Origin of the sequence: Maritimibacter alkaliphilus HTCC2654, from assembly GCF_000152805.1 — a bacterium.
Lineage (GTDB): Bacteria > Pseudomonadota > Alphaproteobacteria > Rhodobacterales > Rhodobacteraceae > Maritimibacter > Maritimibacter alkaliphilus.
Genome location: NZ_CH902578.1, coordinates 3,428,319 through 3,444,917, shown reverse-complemented (window position 1 = coordinate 3,444,917; position 16,599 = coordinate 3,428,319). Strand labels below are relative to the sequence as shown.

Sequence of the window (16,599 nt, the reverse complement as noted above, 5' to 3'; positions counted from 1 at the left end):
CCGAATCGCGTCGCGTGAATAGTTAGCTTCATGGCTAACCAAATGGATATCCTGTTTCTGGCGCTCGCCGATCAGACCCGCCGCGACGTGGTGGAACGGCTGACCCATGGCGAAGCGCCGATCAAGGAACTGGCGGCCCCGCACGACATGGCGCTGCCCTCTTTCCTCAAGCACATCGACCGGCTTGAGGACGCGGGCGTCGTGACCAGCCGCAAGGTCGGCCGCCAGCGCATCGTCGCCCTCACGCCCGAGGCGTTCGGCCCTGCCGAAACCTGGATCGACAGACAGAAACGGGTGTGGGAGGGCCGCCTCGACCGGCTCGAAGCGGTCGCGAAACGGATCGAAGCGGAAACCAACCCCTTTCCGAAGGACGAGACATGAGCCTCGGCAACGATCGCTTCACGCTGGAGCGCGGGATTGCGGCCCTGCCCGCCGCCGTCTGGGCCGCCTTTTTCGACCCGAAAGCGCGCGCGATCTGGTCGCCGCCCTCGCCTGACGAGGTGTTCGAGGTCTTGGAACACGACCCGCGCGACGGCGGCACCGGGCTGCATCGCTGCGGCCCGAAGTCGGACCCGACCTACATAGTCGAGACGCGCTATCACAAACTCGACGAACCCGCCGCGGTCAGTTTCACGGAAATCGTGCGCAAGGGCGACACGCCCCTCGCCGCCTCGCAAGTCAGCGTCGTCTTCGCCGCGACCGAGGCCGGCACACGCCTGACCCTCGACGTCTACACAACATCCTTCGTCGGCGACGGAATGCTCGCCGGAACCAAGGGCGGCTGGACGACCTCAATCGCCAATCTGATCCACCATATCGAGAACGCATCATGACCATCGAACACGGCAATTTTTCTGTTTCCCGCACCATCGCGGCCAGCCCCGCCAGCGTCTTCCGCGCCTTCGCGGACGAAGACCTGAAACGCGCGTGGTTCCTGAACCCGCACCTGTCGGCCTCCGACTACGCACTGGATTTCCGGGTCGGCGGGGGCGAGCGCGGGCGATTCACCATGACCGAGGGTCCGGCCACGGGCATCCACGAAAACGCGACGACCTATTTCGACATCAAGCCGGACGAACGCATCGTCTATGCCTATTCGATGTCGTGGGATGGTCGCGTCCACTCCACCTCGCTGGCGACGGTCGAGCTTACCTCGACCGAAGCGGGCACCCGGCTCGACTACACCGAAGCGGGCGTCTTCTTCGAAGGTTCGGACGGGGCCGAAATGCGACAGGGCGGCATGGAAGCCCTGATCGACGCGCTCGTCGCCACGTTCAAATGACAGGACACCCGATGGACCCTTTCGCTTTCAACCCCGACACCGACCTCGAACTGACCCGCACCGTTTCCGCCACGCCCGCGACCCTGTGGCGCTGCCTGACCGACCCGGACCTGCTCGCCCAATGGTTCTGCCCGAAGCCTTGGCAGGTGCGCGGCGCGGTGATCGACCCGCGACCGGGCGGCATCTTCCATACGCCGATGTTCGGCCCGAACGGGGAAACGCAGGACGCCGGTCCCGGCTGCGTCCTGATCGCGGACGAGGGCCGGACATTTGCCTTCACCGACGCGATGACGCCGGGCTTTCACCCCAAGGGCAGCGCTTTCCTGACGGGCGTCTACATGCTGGAAGCGACCGAGGCCGGGACCAAGGTCACCGCCCGTGCGCTTCACGCGGACGGCGCGACGCGCGACAGCCACGAAAGCATGGGCTTTTTCGACGGCTGGGGCACGGCCATCGATCAGTTGGGCGACCTCGCCTCGACCCTGTAATCGGTGATCGTCCCGCGCCAGTAGGCCTCGTAGCCGGTGGGATAGATATAGCCCACTTCCCCCCGGCGCGGGATGCGGCGCCCGCCGACCATGCCGTAGTCCGAAAAGTGACCGGCCCAGTCGAGCAGCCGGACGCTTCCGTCCGGCTGCGTCGCGGCCCTGTCCTTCGCGGTCATGCGCACGATGTCGCCCGCCGCGTCGAAGTAGAACGCGACCCGCGCCTCGCCCCCTGCCGTGTCCAGCGCGACCTCGACCCCGTCCGCCGTTTCGCTCCAGATCAGATCGCGGTTCAGCAGGATCGCGTCGGGCGACCACGGCAGTTCGGCAAGGTATCGCGCGGCCTCGGCCCGGTCCGCGTCCGGCCCCTTCGACACACCCATCCGCCACGCGCCGAGCACACGAATGTCGAGCACCCCGTGCCCCTCGCCGAACGCGTCGATGGCCTTGACCAGCGCGATCGGTCCCACCTTCATCGCCGCCACCCAGACAAAGCCCGCAGTATCGATCCCGATGACCTGCCGCGCCCGCATCGGCTGCCACCCGGCCCCCGGCTTCAGCACCATCTCGACGCTCTGGCGCAGGCGCACGACCCTGCCCGGCGGCGCCCCCGCCAACCCGCGCTCGGCAAAGGCGCGCACCACCTCGGGCAGGTCGTCGCGCAGCGTGCCGCCCTTCGTCACGGCCAGACGCGCCTCGCGCGCCGCGACGGTCCGGCTCACGAAAAGGGCCTGTGCCGCCGTCGCCACAATCGCCGCCAGCAGCGCCAGCCCAAGGATCCACAGAACGATCTTCATCGCGACCTCCCGCCAAAGCCCCGATCATACGGCCCCTGACGCCCCCGTCCTTGCGCAGGATCAAGCCGACGGGCCGCCCCCGGCGGGCCCGCGCCCTGCCGCTATTTCGGGCAATTCGCCGATGAACCGCTTGGTTCAAGGGCAATTCCAACGCTTTACGCCGCTTCCGTGACCGGCACGCGGGTAGACAGCGCCCATTTTCTGCGCTTTCCTGCTTTGGATAACCCGGTCCTTCTACGCCGCATCGAAGGACGTGAATGGGGTGACAACGGTAAAGCGGCGGGACAGACAGGGCATGGACATCGCGTTTCTTCTGAACGGAGAGACCGTGGAGTTGACCGGCGTGTCTCCGACCACGACGGTGCTCGACTGGCTGCGCGAGACGCGCGGACTCACCGGCACGAAAGAAGGATGTAACGAGGGCGACTGCGGGGCCTGCACCGTCATGGTGACGGACGAGGCGGGAACGCGGGCGCTGAACGGCTGCATCCTGTTCTTGCCGCAGATCAACGGCAAGACCCTGACGACGGTCGAGGGGCTGGCAGCACCGGATGGCGAAATGCACCCGGTGCAACAGGCGATGGTGGAACACCACGGCAGTCAATGCGGCTTCTGCACCCCCGGCTTCGTGGTCTCGATGGCCGTAGGCCAGATCAACGGCGAAACGGATCACGACCTGCAATTGGCGGGCAACCTGTGCCGCTGCACAGGCTATGCGCCCATCGTGCGCGCGGCCACCAACGCGGCGCGCCGCCCTGTGCCCGGCTGGCTGCGCGACATTCCGGCGGGCCCGGCGCTCCGCGGCTATGTCAACGATTTCCAGCCGACGACCACGGCGGCGCTGGCAGAGCTTCTGCGCGCCCACCCCCACGCCACGCTCATCGCGGGGGCGACGGACGTGGGCCTGTGGGTCAACAAGAGCCTGCGCGATCTGGGCACCGTCATCTTCGTCAGCCAGATCGAGGAAATGCGGCGCATCGAAACCGCGCCCTACATGATCCGCATCGGCGCGGCGGCCAGCGTCGAGGCCTTCCGCCTCGCCATCGCCAAACGCTACCCTTCCTTCTCGGCCATGCTCGACCGCTTCGCCTCGCATCAGGTGCGCTCGGCCGCGACGGTCGGCGGCAACATCGCCAACGGCTCGCCCATCGGCGACACGCCCCCGCCGCTCATGGCACTGGGCGCGATGCTGCAACTCAGGCACGGCGACGACACGCGCGAGATGCCGCTCGAGGACTTCTTCCTCGAATACGGCAAACAGGATCTCGAACCCGGCGAATTCGTCGAGGCGGTGGTGATCCCGCGCGAAGAGGGCGAGGACCGGCTCAAGGTCTACAAACTGTCGAAAAGGTTCGATCAGGACATTTCCGCGGTGCTCGGCGCCTTCAATATCCGCCTGAAAGACGGAATCGTCTCATCCGCCCGCATCGCTTTCGGGGGCATGGCGGGCACGCCGATGCGCGCGAAGGCGGTCGAAAAGGCGCTGGTCGGCAAGCCGTGGACCATCGAGACGGTCCGCAACGCCAAGTGGTCCTTCGCCGAAGATTTCCGCCCGATGAACGACATGCGGGCCTCGGCGAATTACCGGCTGGAAACGGCGGCCAACATGCTGGAACGGGTCTGGCGCGAGGATCAGGGGCAACCCACCGACGTGCGGGAGGTCGCGCCATGAGCATGGGCAAACCCCTTCCCCACGACTCCGCACCGATGCACGTCACGGGGGCTGCGCGCTATATCGACGACATCCCCGTGCCCGCCGATTGCCTGCACCTCGCCTTCGGTCTCAGCCACGTCGCGCGCGGCGTGATCTCGTCCATGGACCTGACCGCCGTGCGCACCGCGCCGGGGGTGGTCCGAGTCATCACCGCCGCCGATCTGCCGGGCGTCAACGACATCTCGTCGGCGGCCCATGACGAACCGCTCCTCGCCCCCGGCGAGGTGCATTACCACGGCCAGCCGATCTTTCTCGTCGTCGCCACCTCGCATCGTCTGGCGCGCGAGGCCGCCGCAAAGGCCGAGGTGGTCATCGACCCCAAGCCCGCGATCCTGACCATCGACGATGCAGTCGCCGTGCGCAGCTATTTCGAGGGCGGACCGCTGACGTGGAAACGCGGCGACGTGGACCCGGCCATGGCCAAGGCCGACACGATCATCGAAGGCAAGATCGAGATCGGCGGGCAGGAGCATTTCTATCTCGAGGGCCAGATCAGCCTCGCCTCGCCACAGGACAACGGCGACATGGTGCTGGCGACCTCGACCCAGCACCCGACCGAGATCCAGCACAAGGTGGCCGAGGCATTGGGCACCCCCTTCCATGCCGTCCGGGTCGAAACCCGGCGCATGGGCGGCGGCTTCGGCGGCAAGGAAAGCCAGGGCAACGCATTGGCCATCGCCTGCGCCGTGGCCGCGCATCTGACCGGCAAGCCGTGCAAGATGCGTTACGACCGTGATGACGACATGATCATCACCGGCAAGCGCCACGACTTCCGCATCGCCTACAAGGCGGGGGTGGACGCCAAGGGCAAGCTGGTCGCGGTCGAGTTCGACCAATATGTGCGCTGCGGCTGGTCGCAGGATCTGTCGCTTCCCGTGGCCGACCGCGCCATGCTCCACGCCGACAATGCCTATTTCATCCCGAACATCCGCATCACCTCGCACCGGATGAAGACCAACACCTGCTCCGCCACCGCCTTTCGCGGCTTCGGCGGCCCGCAGGGCATGGTGGGGATCGAGCGGGTCATGGATCACATGGCCCACCGGCTGGGGATGGACCCGCTGGAGTTCCGGCAGGCCAATTTCTACAAGAAATCCAAGCCGCAGGAGACGCCTTATGGCCAGCCGGTCAAGGGCTTCATCCTGCCCGATCTGGTCCGGCAACTGGCCGACACCGCGAATTACAAGACCCGGCGCGACGCGATCAGGACGTGGAACGAGAAAAGCCCGATCCTGAAGAAGGGCATCGCGCTGACCCCCGTGAAATTCGGGATCAGCTTCACCCTCACCCACCTCAATCAGGCGGGGGCGCTGGTGAACGTCTACGCCGACGGGTCGGTCACCATCAATCACGGCGGCACCGAGATGGGGCAGGGCCTGTTCCAGAAGGTGGCGCAGGTGGCGGCGGGCGAATTCGGCATCGACATGGGCCGGGTCAGGATCACCGCGACCGATACCGGCAAGGTGCCCAACACATCGGCCACCGCCGCCTCGTCCGGGTCCGACCTGAACGGCATGGCGGTCAAGAATGCCGTGGATCAGATCAAGGACCGGATCGCGCGCTTCCTCGCGGTCGACGGGGTGAAACCCAAGGATGTCCTCTTCGCCGACGGCAAGGTGACGGCGGGCAACACCGTGCTCAGCTTCGAGGAAGCCGCCAAGATGGCGCATGAGAACCGGATCAGCCTGTCGGCCACCGGGTTCTACGCCACGCCGGACATTTCGTGGGACCGCACCATCGGCAAGGGCCATCCGTTCTACTACTTCGCCCACGGCGCGGCGATCACCGAGGTGGTGATCGACACGCTCACCGGCGAAAACAAAATCCTGCGCGTCGACATCCTCCACGACGTCGGCCAGTCGCTTAACCCCGCCGTGGACGTGGGCCAGATCGAAGGCGGCTTCGTGCAGGGCGCAGGCTGGCTCACGACCGAGGAACTGGTGTGGGACGACAAGGGCGTGTTGCGCACGCACGCCCCCTCCACCTACAAGATCCCGGCCTGCTCAGACCGCCCCGACGTGTTCAACGTCGCCCTCTGGAACGGCGAGAACCACGTGCCGACCATCTACCGCTCCAAGGCGGTGGGCGAACCGCCCCTGATGCTCGGCATCTCGGCCCTCATGGCGCTCTCCGACGCGGTCGGCGCCTGTGGCGAGGCCTATCCGAACCTGAGCGCCCCCGCGACACCGGAACGGGTCTACATGGCGGCTAAGAAGGTGGGGGCGAAACGCTAATGCCATCGTATTCATGGAAAGCCCGGCCTTACATGACGGCAATTGCGACCGCAGCATTCTCCGACGCTTCCGTCCGAAACTGGCTGATCCAAGGGACACGATTTGAGACAGCCTACCGCGACGCAATTTCGCTTCACGAGTTACAAGCAGCAATTCGCCCTGGAACGAAATCCCCTTTCTATGAGAACTATTGGTGCGGCAAAGACACCCGCTGCGCCTGTAAAGTCGAAGGCAGTCGGGCGATTGAAACCGACATGATGATCTTTTTGGAGAACAGCGGCGGTCGAAGGCTCGGCATTCACATCGAGATGAAGCGCGACGGTGAGGCCTTGAGCCCCGGTCAGGCCGAAACATACCCGCGTCGTGCGGCATGTTGGGCATCCCCGGCAACAAGGCCGCGCAGAGTGTTACCTCACCACGAGTGGATGACCGCCATATTCTGCGGGGACCGCGAAATCGGTTCTCCTGCGCTCTCGCCATTCATGCGGCAGATTGGCCACAGCGAAGCAGGTCGAATACTTCCCGAGTATCCGGCATGACATTCGACCGCGCCCACCTCGCCACCCTGATCGCCGACCACGGCCCCGTGGTGCGCGTCGTCGTGGCGCAGGTGGCAGGCTCCACCCCGCGCGAGGTCGGCGCATCCGTCACCGTCTGGCCGGAGGGGCAGGACGGCACCATCGGCGGCGGCACGCTGGAATACAAAGCGGTGGCCACCGCCCGCGCCATGCTCACCCAAGGCCGCGACATCGCCACCCGCACCGTCGCCCTCGGCCCCGATATGGGCCAATGCTGCGGCGGCCGCGTGCGCCTGCTCTGGGAACGGTTCACCGAGACATCGCTGCCCGAAGGCGACACCTTCTGCCGCCCGATCGCGGGCGCCCCCGCCACGCTGAAAGTCCAGCAAATTCAAAACCGTGCCCGCAATCAAGGCGACGCCCCTTCCCCCGCCCTCGTCGACGGCTGGATGATCGAACCGATCACCACCACGCCCGCCCCGGTCTGGATCTGGGGCGCGGGCCACGTGGGTCGTGCGCTTGTCGCCACCCTGACCGCGCTGCCCGGTCTCGCGATCACCTGGGTGGATACCGGCCCCGACCGTTTCCCCGGCACGATACCCGAGGGCGTCACCGCCCTCCCCGCCCCGAACATCGCCGAGGCGACCCGCTTTGCGCCGACGAACGCGCATCACATCGTGATGACCTACAGCCACGCGCTCGATCAGGCGATCTGCGACGGTCTGCTCACCCGCGGTTTCGCCAGCGCGGGCCTCATCGGCTCGGACACCAAATGGGCGCGCTTTCGCAAACGCTTGCAGCAATCGGGCCACCCGTTTGCCGAAATTGACCGCATTCGCTGCCCCATCGGGGACAAGGTGCTCGGCAAACACCCCGCCGCGATTGCGCTCGGCGTGGCCGCCGATATCGTGAGGGACGTCGCGCGCGCAGGGGATGGCGCGCTGGGGGACAAGGGGACAGGGAATGACAGACGCCTATCTGGCGATTGACGGGCTGACCAAGGCCTATCCGGGCGTGGTCGCCAACGATGGCGTGTCGTTCGCCATCGCTCCCGGTCAGGTCCATGCGCTTCTGGGCGAAAACGGCGCGGGCAAGTCCACGCTGGTCAAGATGATCTATGGCCTCGTCAAACCCGACAGCGGCCAGATGAAGGTGAACGGCACCCCGTTCGAACCCGCGAACCCCCATGCCGCCCGCGCCGCAGGGGTCGCGATGGTGTTCCAGCACTTTTCCCTCTTCGACGCGCTGGACGTGGCCGAGAACATCGCGCTCGGCATGGACAATCCGCCGCCCATGCGCGAACTCGCCAAGAAGATCACCGACGTGTCCGAGGCCTACGGCCTGCCGCTCGACCCCACGCGCCGGGTCGGCAACCTGTCGGCCGGCGAGCGTCAACGTGTTGAAATCATTCGCTGCCTTCTGCAAAACCCCAAGCTCCTCATCATGGACGAGCCGACGTCGGTCCTGACTCCGCAGGAGGTCGAGATCCTGTTCAAGACGCTGAACAAGCTCTCGGCGGAAGGCACCGCGATCCTCTACATTTCCCACAAGCTCGAAGAGATCCGCGCGCTCTGCGACCACGCCACGGTGCTGCGCCTCGGCAAGGTGGTGGGCGAGTGCAATCCGCGCGAGAAATCCGCCCGCGAACTGGCCGAGATGATGGTGGGCCAGACCCTCCACACGCCCTCACGCGACTATGCCGAACCAGGCGAGGTGCTGCTCAAGGTCGAGAACCTCAACCTCGCCCCCGCCGACGAATTCGGCACCCGCCTGCGCGACATCTCGTTCGAGTTGAAGGCGGGCGAAGTCCTCGGCATCGCGGGCGTCGCGGGCAACGGTCAGGACGAACTCCTCGCCGCCCTCTCGGGCGAACGGACCACCGCGCCGAAGACCATCACGCTCGAAGGCGCCCCGGTGGGCCGCATGGGCCCCAACGCCCGCCGCGCCGTGGGCCTTCTCGCCGCGCCCGAAGAACGGCTGGGACACGCCGCAGCACCCGAAATGAGCCTGACGGAAAACGCGCTGCTTACCGGCGACATCCGCGAAAACCTCACGAAGAACGGCTTCGTGGCATGGGGCAAAGCCCGTGACTTCGCTGCCAGCGTCATCAAGGCCTTCGACGTGCGCACGCCGGGGACGGAAACCGCCGCAGGTGCCCTCTCCGGCGGCAATCTCCAGAAATTCGTGATCGGGCGCGAAATCCTGCAACGGCCCACCGTGCTCGTCGTGAACCAGCCCACATGGGGCGTCGATGCCGCCGCCGCCGCCGCGATCCGGCAGGCGATCCTCGACCTCGCCGCCAAGGGTGCGGGCGTCATCTGCATTTCTCAGGATCTCGACGAACTCATGGAAGTCTCCGACCGCATCACCGCGATCACCGAAGGCCGCCTCGCCCCGCCGCGCCCCGCGAAAGGCATCACCATCGACGCCATCGGCCTTATGATGGGCGGCGCGCATGACATGGAAGAAGCCCACCCCGAGGAGGCCCACGTATGAGCCTGATCCGCCTCGAAAAACGCCCCGCCCCGTCCCGGCTCTTCTCCGCCCTGACGCCGCTCATGGCGGTGGTGGCGACGATGATCGCGGGCGGTATCATGTTCGCCATATTGGGCGCGAACCCGCTGGAGGCGATCCGAACGATCTTCTGGGACCCGCTCTTCGATCCGCAATTTGGCCCCTATTCCCGGCCCCAGCTTCTGGTGAAAGCAGGCCCCCTGATCCTGATCGCCACCGGCCTCGCGCTGGGGTTCCGGGCGGGCATCTGGAACATCGGCGCGGAAGGGCAATACATCATGGGCGCGGTGGTCGGCGCGGGCGCGGGCCTCGCCCTCTACCCGTCCGAAAGCCCCCTGCTCTTCCCCCTGATGGTGCTCGCCGGCGCCCTCGGCGGCTGGGCCTGGGCGATGATCCCGGCCATTCTCAAAACCCGCTTCGGCACCAACGAGATTCTCGTCTCGCTGATGCTGGTCTACGTGGCCGAAAACATCCTGGCCTCCGTCTCATCGGGCCTCCTCAGAAACCCGGACGGCATGGGCTTTCCCGGCTCGCGCAACTTCCGCCGCGACTTTCCGGCCGCCTCCAACACCGAAATCATCGAGAACACGGGCATGCACTGGGGCGTCGTCGCCGCCTTCATCGCGGTGATCCTCGCCTATGTCCTCATGTCGCGCCACAAAATGGGCTTCGCGATCCGGCTCGCCGGCGAAGCCCCCCGCGCGGCGCGCTTCGCAGGCGTCTCGCCCACCCGCCTCATCATCTTCTGCTTGGGCACAGCGGGCGCGCTCGCGGGCCTCGCGGGCCTTTTCGAAGTCACCGGCCCCGCAGGCCAGATCTCGATCGACTTCAACTCGGGCTACGGCTTCACCGCGATCATCGTGGCCTTCTTGGGTCGCCTCAATCCAATCGGCATCCTGCTCGCGGGCCTTCTCATGGCGCTCACCTATATCGGCGGGGAACTCGCCCAACTCATGCTCGGCATGCCCGCCGCCGCGATCCAGCTCTTCCAAGGGATGCTGCTCTTCTTCCTGCTCGCGATGGACGTCTTCGCCAACTACCGCATACGCATCGGCACGCCGGAGGTCGCGAAATGACGGTCTTTCCGGTCTCGAAATATCCCGGGGTCCGGGGCAGCGCCCCGGAATCCGCCGCGCCCAAAGGCGCGGCTCCCACAGCGCGGGCGCAAGCCCGCACCGCTTGCTAGGAGGCGCATATGGATTTCGGCTCGATCAACCCGATCCTTCTCATCGCCTCACTCATGGTGGCCTCGACCCCGATCCTGCTCGCCGCACTGGGCGAGATGGTCGTCGAAAAGGCGGGCGTCCTGAACCTGGGCGTCGAGGGCATGATGATTACCGGCGCGGTCGTCGGCTTCGCTATCGGGGTCAACACCGGTTCCAGCTGGGCGGGCTTCGCGACCGCCGCGGTCGCGGGCGCGGCGCTGTCGATGATCTTCGCGGTCATCACGCAGGTGCTTCTGTCCAATCAGGTCGCGACCGGCCTCGGCCTGACCCTCTTCGGCCTCGGGCTCTCGTCGCTCATCGGCAAACCCTATGTCGGGATCAAGGCGCCGGGCTTCTCCAAGCTCGACATCCCGATCCTGTCGGACATCCCGGTCCTGGGCCCGATCCTCTTTCGCCACGACCCGATGGTCTACGTCTCGCTCCTTCTCGTCGCCGCCGTCTGGTATCTGCTCACCTACACCCGCGCGGGCCTCGTCCTGCGCGCGGTGGGCGAGAACCACTCCGCTGCGCACGCCCTCGGCTACAAGGTCGTGCGCGTGCGTTTCATGGCCATCGCCTTCGGGGGCGCGATGGCGGGTCTTGGCGGCGCTTACGTCTCCCTCGTGCGCGTCCCGCAATGGGTCGAAGGCATGACATCGGGCGCAGGCTGGATCGCGCTTGCCATCGTCGTTTTCGCCTCGTGGCGGCCGTGGCGCATTCTGCTTGGCGCCTATTTGTTCGGCGGCATCACCGTGCTACAGCTCAATTTGCAGGCAGCCGGTTCGACCATTCCCGTCGAGTACCTGTCGATGAGCCCCTACCTTGTGACCATTCTCGTGCTGGTCATAATCTCCGTCCGGGGCAATCACGGGGCTCCGGGCTCACTCGGTCGGGTGTTCCATGCGTCGCATTGACGGCCCCGGCGAAGGCGAGGCCCAACGGTCTGAGGGATGAGTGTCACGCACCGAGATCTTGGAAATTCTGGACGGGACGCATGTGCGGATCGGGCGGCGGGTCGCGCTTGCGATGGACGTGCTTGTCGTTCTGTCGGCCATCGCCATCGCGGTCGAAACCCTGCCGGGGCTCGCACCGGGCACGCGCAGGCTGCTCATCTCGTTCGAGGTGTTCATCGTCCTCGTCTTCGCGGCCGAGTATTTCCTGCGCCTTTACGCCGCCACCAGACCGTCACGCTACGTGTTCAGCTTCTGGGGTGTCATCGACCTTCTGGCATGGCTTCCGGCCCACCTCATGTTCATCCCCGCGTTTCAGGCGATCCGCGTGTTGCGGCTCATCCGGCTTCTGCGGCTCATCAAGCTGTTCAACACCGCCCCTGCGCTGAACCGGCTGCTTCGCGCCTTCAGTCAGGTGAAATCCGAACTCGTCGTCTGGGGCGTCGTCTCGACGCTCTTGCTCTACATCTCGGCGGTCGGCATCTACGTGTTCGAAAACCCGGTCCAGCCCGAGGTTTTTTCGTCGATCCCGGCTGCCCTCTGGTGGTCCGTGGTCAGCTTCACCACCGTGGGCTACGGCGATATGTTCCCCATAACGGGGGGTGGCCGGATCATGACCACCATAATGCTCTTCATCGGTCTCGGGATCTTCGCGGTCCCGGCGGCCATCGTAACGACCGCGCTGCTCGAGGCGGAAACCAAGCTCGACCCGCGCGATCCTGACCCGAACCAACAGGAATCCAACAAGGGAGACTGACATGAAAACTGTCACCAAACTACTCGCCGGAGCCGCGCTCGCGGTCGGACTGGCGGGCATGGCACAAGCCGAAAGCCATGGCGAACCGGTCAAGGCCGGCTTCATCTACGTCGGCCCCGTCGGCGACGGCGGCTGGACTTACGAACACGATCAGGGCCGTCTCGCGGTCGAAGAAGAGTTCGGCGACATGGTCGAAACCGTGTATCAGGAAAACGTGCCGGAAGGGGCCGACGCCGAACGCGCGATCACCCAGATGGCCCTGTCGGGCGCCGACATCATCTTCACCACCTCCTTCGGCTACATGGACCCGACCATCGCGGTGGCCGAGAAGTTTCCGGATGTGAAGTTCGAGCACGCCACCGGCTACAAGACCGCCGACAACGTGTCGGTCTACTCGGCCCGCTTTTACGAAGGCCGCGCGGTTCAGGGCCACATCGCGGGCAACCTGACCGAGAGTAACATCATCGGCTACATCGGTTCCTTCCCGATCCCCGAGGTTATCCGTGGCATCAACTCGGCCTACATCCACGCCAAGAAGGTGAACCCGGACGTCCAGTTCAAGATCGTCTGGGCCTACACCTGGTTCGACCCGGCGAAAGAGGCCGACGCCGCCAAGGCGCTGATCGAACAGGGCGCCGACGTGATCCTTCAGCACACCGACTCGACGGCCCCGCAGGCCGCCGCACAGGAGGCGGGCAACGTCTATACCTTCGGTCAGGCCTCGGACATGTCCGAATACGCCCCGATGCCGCGCGTCTCGTCGATCATCGACAACTGGGCGCCCTATTACATCGAGCGCGTGAAGGCGGTCATGGACGGCACGTGGGAATCGACGAACACCTGGGACGGGATCGGACCGGGCATGGTCGGCATCGGTGAAATCACCGACGCGGTTCCGGCCGAGGTGAAAGCCGAAGCCGAAGCCCTGCGCGACGCCATCGGCGCGGGCGAATACCACCCGTTCACCGGCCCGCTCAACAAGCAGGACGGTTCGGCATGGCTGGGCGAGGGCGAAACCGCCGATGACGGCACGCTCGCGGGCATGAACTTCTACGTCGAAGGCATCGAAGGCGAAATCCCGAACTGATCCGGACGACAGTCCGACCGGAAAGGCCCTGCTTCGGCGGGGCCTTTTCTTTTGCGATGCGGGGTCCCTTCTGCGGCAGGCGGTCGCAGGTCCGACGGAACACATTCGCCTAACCGTATATGTCTCAGATCGAACGCATAGGAGACAGACATGACAACGCTTCGCACCACACTTCTCACCACCGCGATCGCAACCGCGCTCGCCCTCCCCGCCCTTGCGGATGCCCGCGGTCAGGGCTTCCTCGACCAATGGGATGCGAACGGCGACGGTCGCGTCACGCTGGCCGAGGCGATCCAGCACCTTGCCGAGACCTTCGCGACCTTCGACGCCGATGAAAGCGGCACGCTCGACACGGGCGAACTGGCCGCGATGGACACCGCCAGCGACGGGATGCGCCGGACGATGCTGGCCGGGCAGCACGCCGAAGGCCGTCAGGGGATGGGTCCGCGCATGGGCCAGCATGAAGGCATGGGCCAGCATGACGGCATGGGTCAGCGTCAGGGCAAGATGATGGGCCAGCATGGCGGTCAGGGCCGGATGGGTCACGGCCAGCAGCCGCAGGATCACGCCGCCATGGACGCGGACGGCGACGGCCTTTTGTCGCTTGCCGAATTCACCGATGCCACCGCCGACTGGTTCCAGCGCCGCGACCGCTCCGGCGACGGCGCGATCACCGCTGACGACTTCGGCCCGCGCTTCTGACCCTCGCGTCCCTGTCAGAGCACCGGCCCGGCCCCGCAGGGAAACCTGCGGGGCCTTTTCATTGGCAACCCGCCATGTCAGCGTCGCGCCATGGACGACTTTCTCATCATCGGCGGCGGTATCGCCGGCCTCACCGCAGGCGCCCACCTCGCCGCGCACGGCACCGTCACCCTACTCGAGGCCGAGGATGTGCTGGGCTACCACGCTTCGTCGCGCTCGGCGGCGATCTTCATCCCGACCTACGGCGCACCCTGGGTCAAGGCCCTGAGCCTCGCCTCGGCCCGCGACCTGCACGACACCGGCCTGACCAGCCCGCGCGGCGTCATGGCCGTCGGGCGCGCGGGGGAAGAGGAAAAGCTCGCCCATGTCGCCGCCGACCTGTCGCTCTCGCCGATCCCGGTCGCCGACGCCCTGTCCTTCGTGCCGATCCTCGACCCGGCGGTCGTCACCTGCGCCGCTCACCGGGAAGAGGCTTGGGACATCGACACGGATGCGCTCCTGCAACTCTATGCCAAACGGGTGCGCGCGAACGGTCAGGTCGTGACCCGCGCCCCTGTGACGGCGATCCGCAGGGGCGACGGGTGGGAGGTCGAGGCGGGCGAGGTCACCTACCGCGCCCGCACACTGGTCAATGCCGCCGGACCCTGGGCCGACCGGGTCGCGGAACAGGCGGGCCTCGCCCCCATCGGGATCAGGCCGCTGCGCCGCTCCATGGCGCGCATCGACGTGCCCGGCGGCGCCGACGCCCGCGACTGGCCAATGCTGATCGGCGCCAACGAGGATTGGTATGCCAAGCCCGACGCGGGCGCCCTGATCGTCTCACCGTCCGAGGAGGATCCGAGCGACCCGATGGACGCATGGGCCGACGACATGGTGCTGGCAGAAGGGCTGATGCACTTCGAAGAGCATATCACGGGCGAGGTCACGCGAATGCTCGCCAACTGGGCCGGGCTGCGTACCTTCTCGCCCGACCGCCAGCTTGTGATCGGGGCCGATCCGGCGGCGCCCGATTTCTACTGGATGGCCGGGCAAGGCGGCTACGGCTTTCAGACCGCCCCGGCCGCCGGTCGCCTGCTCGCCGCGCTCGTCACAGGCACCGCGCCCGAGGTGCCGCCCGACATCGTCCGCGCTTGCGACCCCGCCCGCTTCCGCTGAACGCGCTTGCACGCGACGGGTTGGCGGGGAAATATCCGAATATGGATGGACCGACCCAGACCGGCGCGCCGCTGCGCACGGGCCCCCTCCGGCTCGCCCCGGTTGCCGGGGCCGAGCTGGAATGGTGGTTCGGTCAGGGCCATGTCACGGGCGAAACCACTCGTCTGCGGTTCATGTTCGCCCTGTTTCGCGCCGAGATCGGCGGCACCGAAGGCTCGGTCGTCCTGACGCATGTGCTGGACGAGGTGACGGGCAAGACCCAAGCCCAGGCCCGCGTGACGCCCGGCATCCTCGCCATCGAAGACCGGATCGCGGCCGAGGTCGCGAAATCCTGCGTGCCGAACTGGGTGCCCGGCCTCATGCAACTCGCCCTCTGGCGTCACCGCAAGGACAACGCGGCCCTCACGCTCCGCCACCCGGCGCTCACGGTCGATCCCAAGGGCGTCCGCTTCGGCACCGATCCCTTTGCGGCAAGCGGCGGCGGCCTCCTCCTCGCACATGATCCGATGCGCGGCCTCCTGCGCCTGACCCTGCCGACCGGAGCGGGGAGCGGTCTCGAGGCGCAGGTGCCGATGCCCGACGCGGTGATGCACGAAGATGCGGCGGGCCTCTCGGCGGGTCACGCCGCGGGCTTTCACTACCAATGCGCCCCCGCGCTCCCGCTTTCAGGCCGGATCGGGCATGAAAGCGTCACGGGAAGCCTGTGGTTCGACCGGCAATGGGGTGCGCTGGAGGGCTGGATGCTGGCCGATGCCCCGCGCGGCAAGGCGCTGTTGGGCTGGGACTGGTTCGCGCTTTCGCTGGGGCCCGACTGGCACCTGATGCTCAGTCGCCATCACGACCGCCCCACGGGCACGACCCGGGCCGCCTCGACCGTGCTCTTCGACCGGGGTCAGCCCATCGCCCTGCCGCAGGGCCACGATGCCGTTCCGGTCCGGTTCTGGCGCAGCCCGGCCACGGGGGCCGACTACCCGGTCCAATGGTCGGTGCAGGTGCCCGATCTCGGTTTCGAGACCTTCGTGACGCCCCTGACCGACGATCAGGAAATCCCCCTGCCCGGAGGCCTGACGGTCTGGGAAGGCGCGGCCGGGTTCGAGGGCACGCTGGACGGCCACATGATCGAAGGGCCCGCGCGGCTGGAACTCGCCGGTTACGCCGCCGTCCTGTCGATTCGCGACCGATGGCGGCGGCGCTGACCG

Annotated in this window: 17 protein-coding genes; 16 read left to right on the top strand and 1 reads right to left on the bottom strand. The window is 66.7% G+C overall.

Going from position 1 to position 16,599, the window contains the following annotated elements; all coding sequences use genetic code 11:
- Positions 1-30: 30 nt before the first annotated feature.
- The 4 genes from RB2654_RS17925 to RB2654_RS17910 are packed head-to-tail and all read left to right on the top strand — an operon-like array spanning position 31 to position 1,770.
- Positions 31-381: an ArsR/SmtB family transcription factor gene (locus RB2654_RS17925; protein ID WP_040885219.1), complete on the top strand. Its 351-nt coding sequence runs from the start codon at positions 31-33 to the stop codon at positions 379-381.
- Entirely contained in the window at positions 378-833 is a 456-nt protein-coding gene (locus RB2654_RS17920) for an SRPBCC family protein (protein ID WP_008334470.1), read from the top strand. Before RB2654_RS17925 ends, RB2654_RS17920 begins: the two co-directional genes overlap by 4 nt.
- A complete protein-coding gene (locus RB2654_RS17915; protein WP_008334468.1) occupies positions 830-1,282 on the top strand; it encodes an SRPBCC domain-containing protein in 453 nt (150 codons plus the stop codon). Before RB2654_RS17920 ends, RB2654_RS17915 begins: the two co-directional genes overlap by 4 nt.
- Positions 1,283-1,293: 11 nt before the next feature.
- Positions 1,294-1,770, top strand: coding sequence for an SRPBCC family protein (locus RB2654_RS17910; protein ID WP_008334459.1), 477 nt, complete (start codon positions 1,294-1,296; stop codon positions 1,768-1,770).
- Here the strand turns inward: RB2654_RS17910 and RB2654_RS17905 are convergent.
- Complete coding sequence (locus RB2654_RS17905) at positions 1,740-2,564, bottom strand: DUF6544 family protein (protein ID WP_008334458.1); 825 nt, start codon at positions 2,562-2,564, stop codon at positions 1,740-1,742. The two genes, RB2654_RS17910 and RB2654_RS17905, sit on opposite strands and share 31 nt — an antisense overlap.
- A 295-nt stretch (positions 2,565-2,859) precedes the next feature.
- On the opposite strand from RB2654_RS17905, the gene xdhA reads away from it, so the two are divergent.
- The 12 genes from xdhA to RB2654_RS17850 all read left to right on the top strand — a co-directional run bounded on the left by xdhA (position 2,860) and on the right by RB2654_RS17850 (position 16,596).
- Positions 2,860-4,236 (top strand): xanthine dehydrogenase small subunit, encoded by a 1,377-nt coding sequence (xdhA, locus tag RB2654_RS17900; RefSeq protein WP_008334457.1) that lies wholly within the window; start codon positions 2,860-2,862, stop codon positions 4,234-4,236.
- Positions 4,233-6,512: a xanthine dehydrogenase molybdopterin binding subunit gene (gene xdhB, locus RB2654_RS17895; RefSeq protein WP_008334456.1), complete on the top strand. Its 2,280-nt coding sequence runs from the start codon at positions 4,233-4,235 to the stop codon at positions 6,510-6,512. The genes xdhA and xdhB overlap by 4 nt, the downstream gene beginning before the upstream one ends.
- Positions 6,513-6,544: 32 nt before the next feature.
- Positions 6,545-7,051, top strand: a complete 507-nt coding sequence (locus tag RB2654_RS23460) for a hypothetical protein (RefSeq protein ID WP_148912561.1) — start codon at positions 6,545-6,547, stop codon at positions 7,049-7,051.
- Positions 7,048-8,019: a xanthine dehydrogenase accessory protein XdhC gene (gene xdhC, locus RB2654_RS17890; protein WP_008334455.1), complete on the top strand. Its 972-nt coding sequence runs from the start codon at positions 7,048-7,050 to the stop codon at positions 8,017-8,019. The genes RB2654_RS23460 and xdhC overlap by 4 nt, the downstream gene beginning before the upstream one ends.
- Positions 7,994-9,526, top strand: a complete 1,533-nt coding sequence (locus RB2654_RS17885) for an ABC transporter ATP-binding protein (protein WP_008334454.1) — start codon at positions 7,994-7,996, stop codon at positions 9,524-9,526. The genes xdhC and RB2654_RS17885 overlap by 26 nt, the downstream gene beginning before the upstream one ends.
- Before the next feature lie 2 nt (positions 9,527-9,528).
- Complete coding sequence (locus tag RB2654_RS17880; protein ID WP_040885823.1) at positions 9,529-10,620, top strand: ABC transporter permease; 1,092 nt, start codon at positions 9,529-9,531, stop codon at positions 10,618-10,620.
- Between the two features lie 119 nt (positions 10,621-10,739).
- Positions 10,740-11,663 (top strand): ABC transporter permease, encoded by a 924-nt coding sequence (locus RB2654_RS17875; RefSeq protein WP_008334450.1) that lies wholly within the window; start codon positions 10,740-10,742, stop codon positions 11,661-11,663.
- A 40-nt stretch (positions 11,664-11,703) separates the two neighbouring features.
- Positions 11,704-12,456, top strand: coding sequence for an ion transporter (locus tag RB2654_RS17870; protein ID WP_008334447.1), 753 nt, complete (start codon positions 11,704-11,706; stop codon positions 12,454-12,456).
- Position 12,457: 1 nt separating this feature from the next.
- Positions 12,458-13,543, top strand: a complete 1,086-nt coding sequence (locus RB2654_RS17865) for a BMP family ABC transporter substrate-binding protein (protein WP_008334445.1) — start codon at positions 12,458-12,460, stop codon at positions 13,541-13,543.
- Between the two features lie 150 nt (positions 13,544-13,693).
- The gene (locus RB2654_RS22585) at positions 13,694-14,245 is read left to right on the top strand and encodes an EF-hand domain-containing protein (protein ID WP_008334444.1); all 552 of its coding nucleotides are present in this window, start codon (positions 13,694-13,696) and stop codon (positions 14,243-14,245) included.
- Between the two features lie 90 nt (positions 14,246-14,335).
- On the top strand, positions 14,336-15,400 hold the full coding sequence (locus tag RB2654_RS17855) for an NAD(P)/FAD-dependent oxidoreductase (RefSeq protein ID WP_008334443.1): 1,065 nt from the start codon (positions 14,336-14,338) through the stop codon (positions 15,398-15,400).
- Between the two features lie 41 nt (positions 15,401-15,441).
- Complete coding sequence (locus RB2654_RS17850) at positions 15,442-16,596, top strand: lipocalin-like domain-containing protein (RefSeq protein WP_008334442.1); 1,155 nt, start codon at positions 15,442-15,444, stop codon at positions 16,594-16,596.
- Positions 16,597-16,599: the final 3 nt, after the last annotated feature.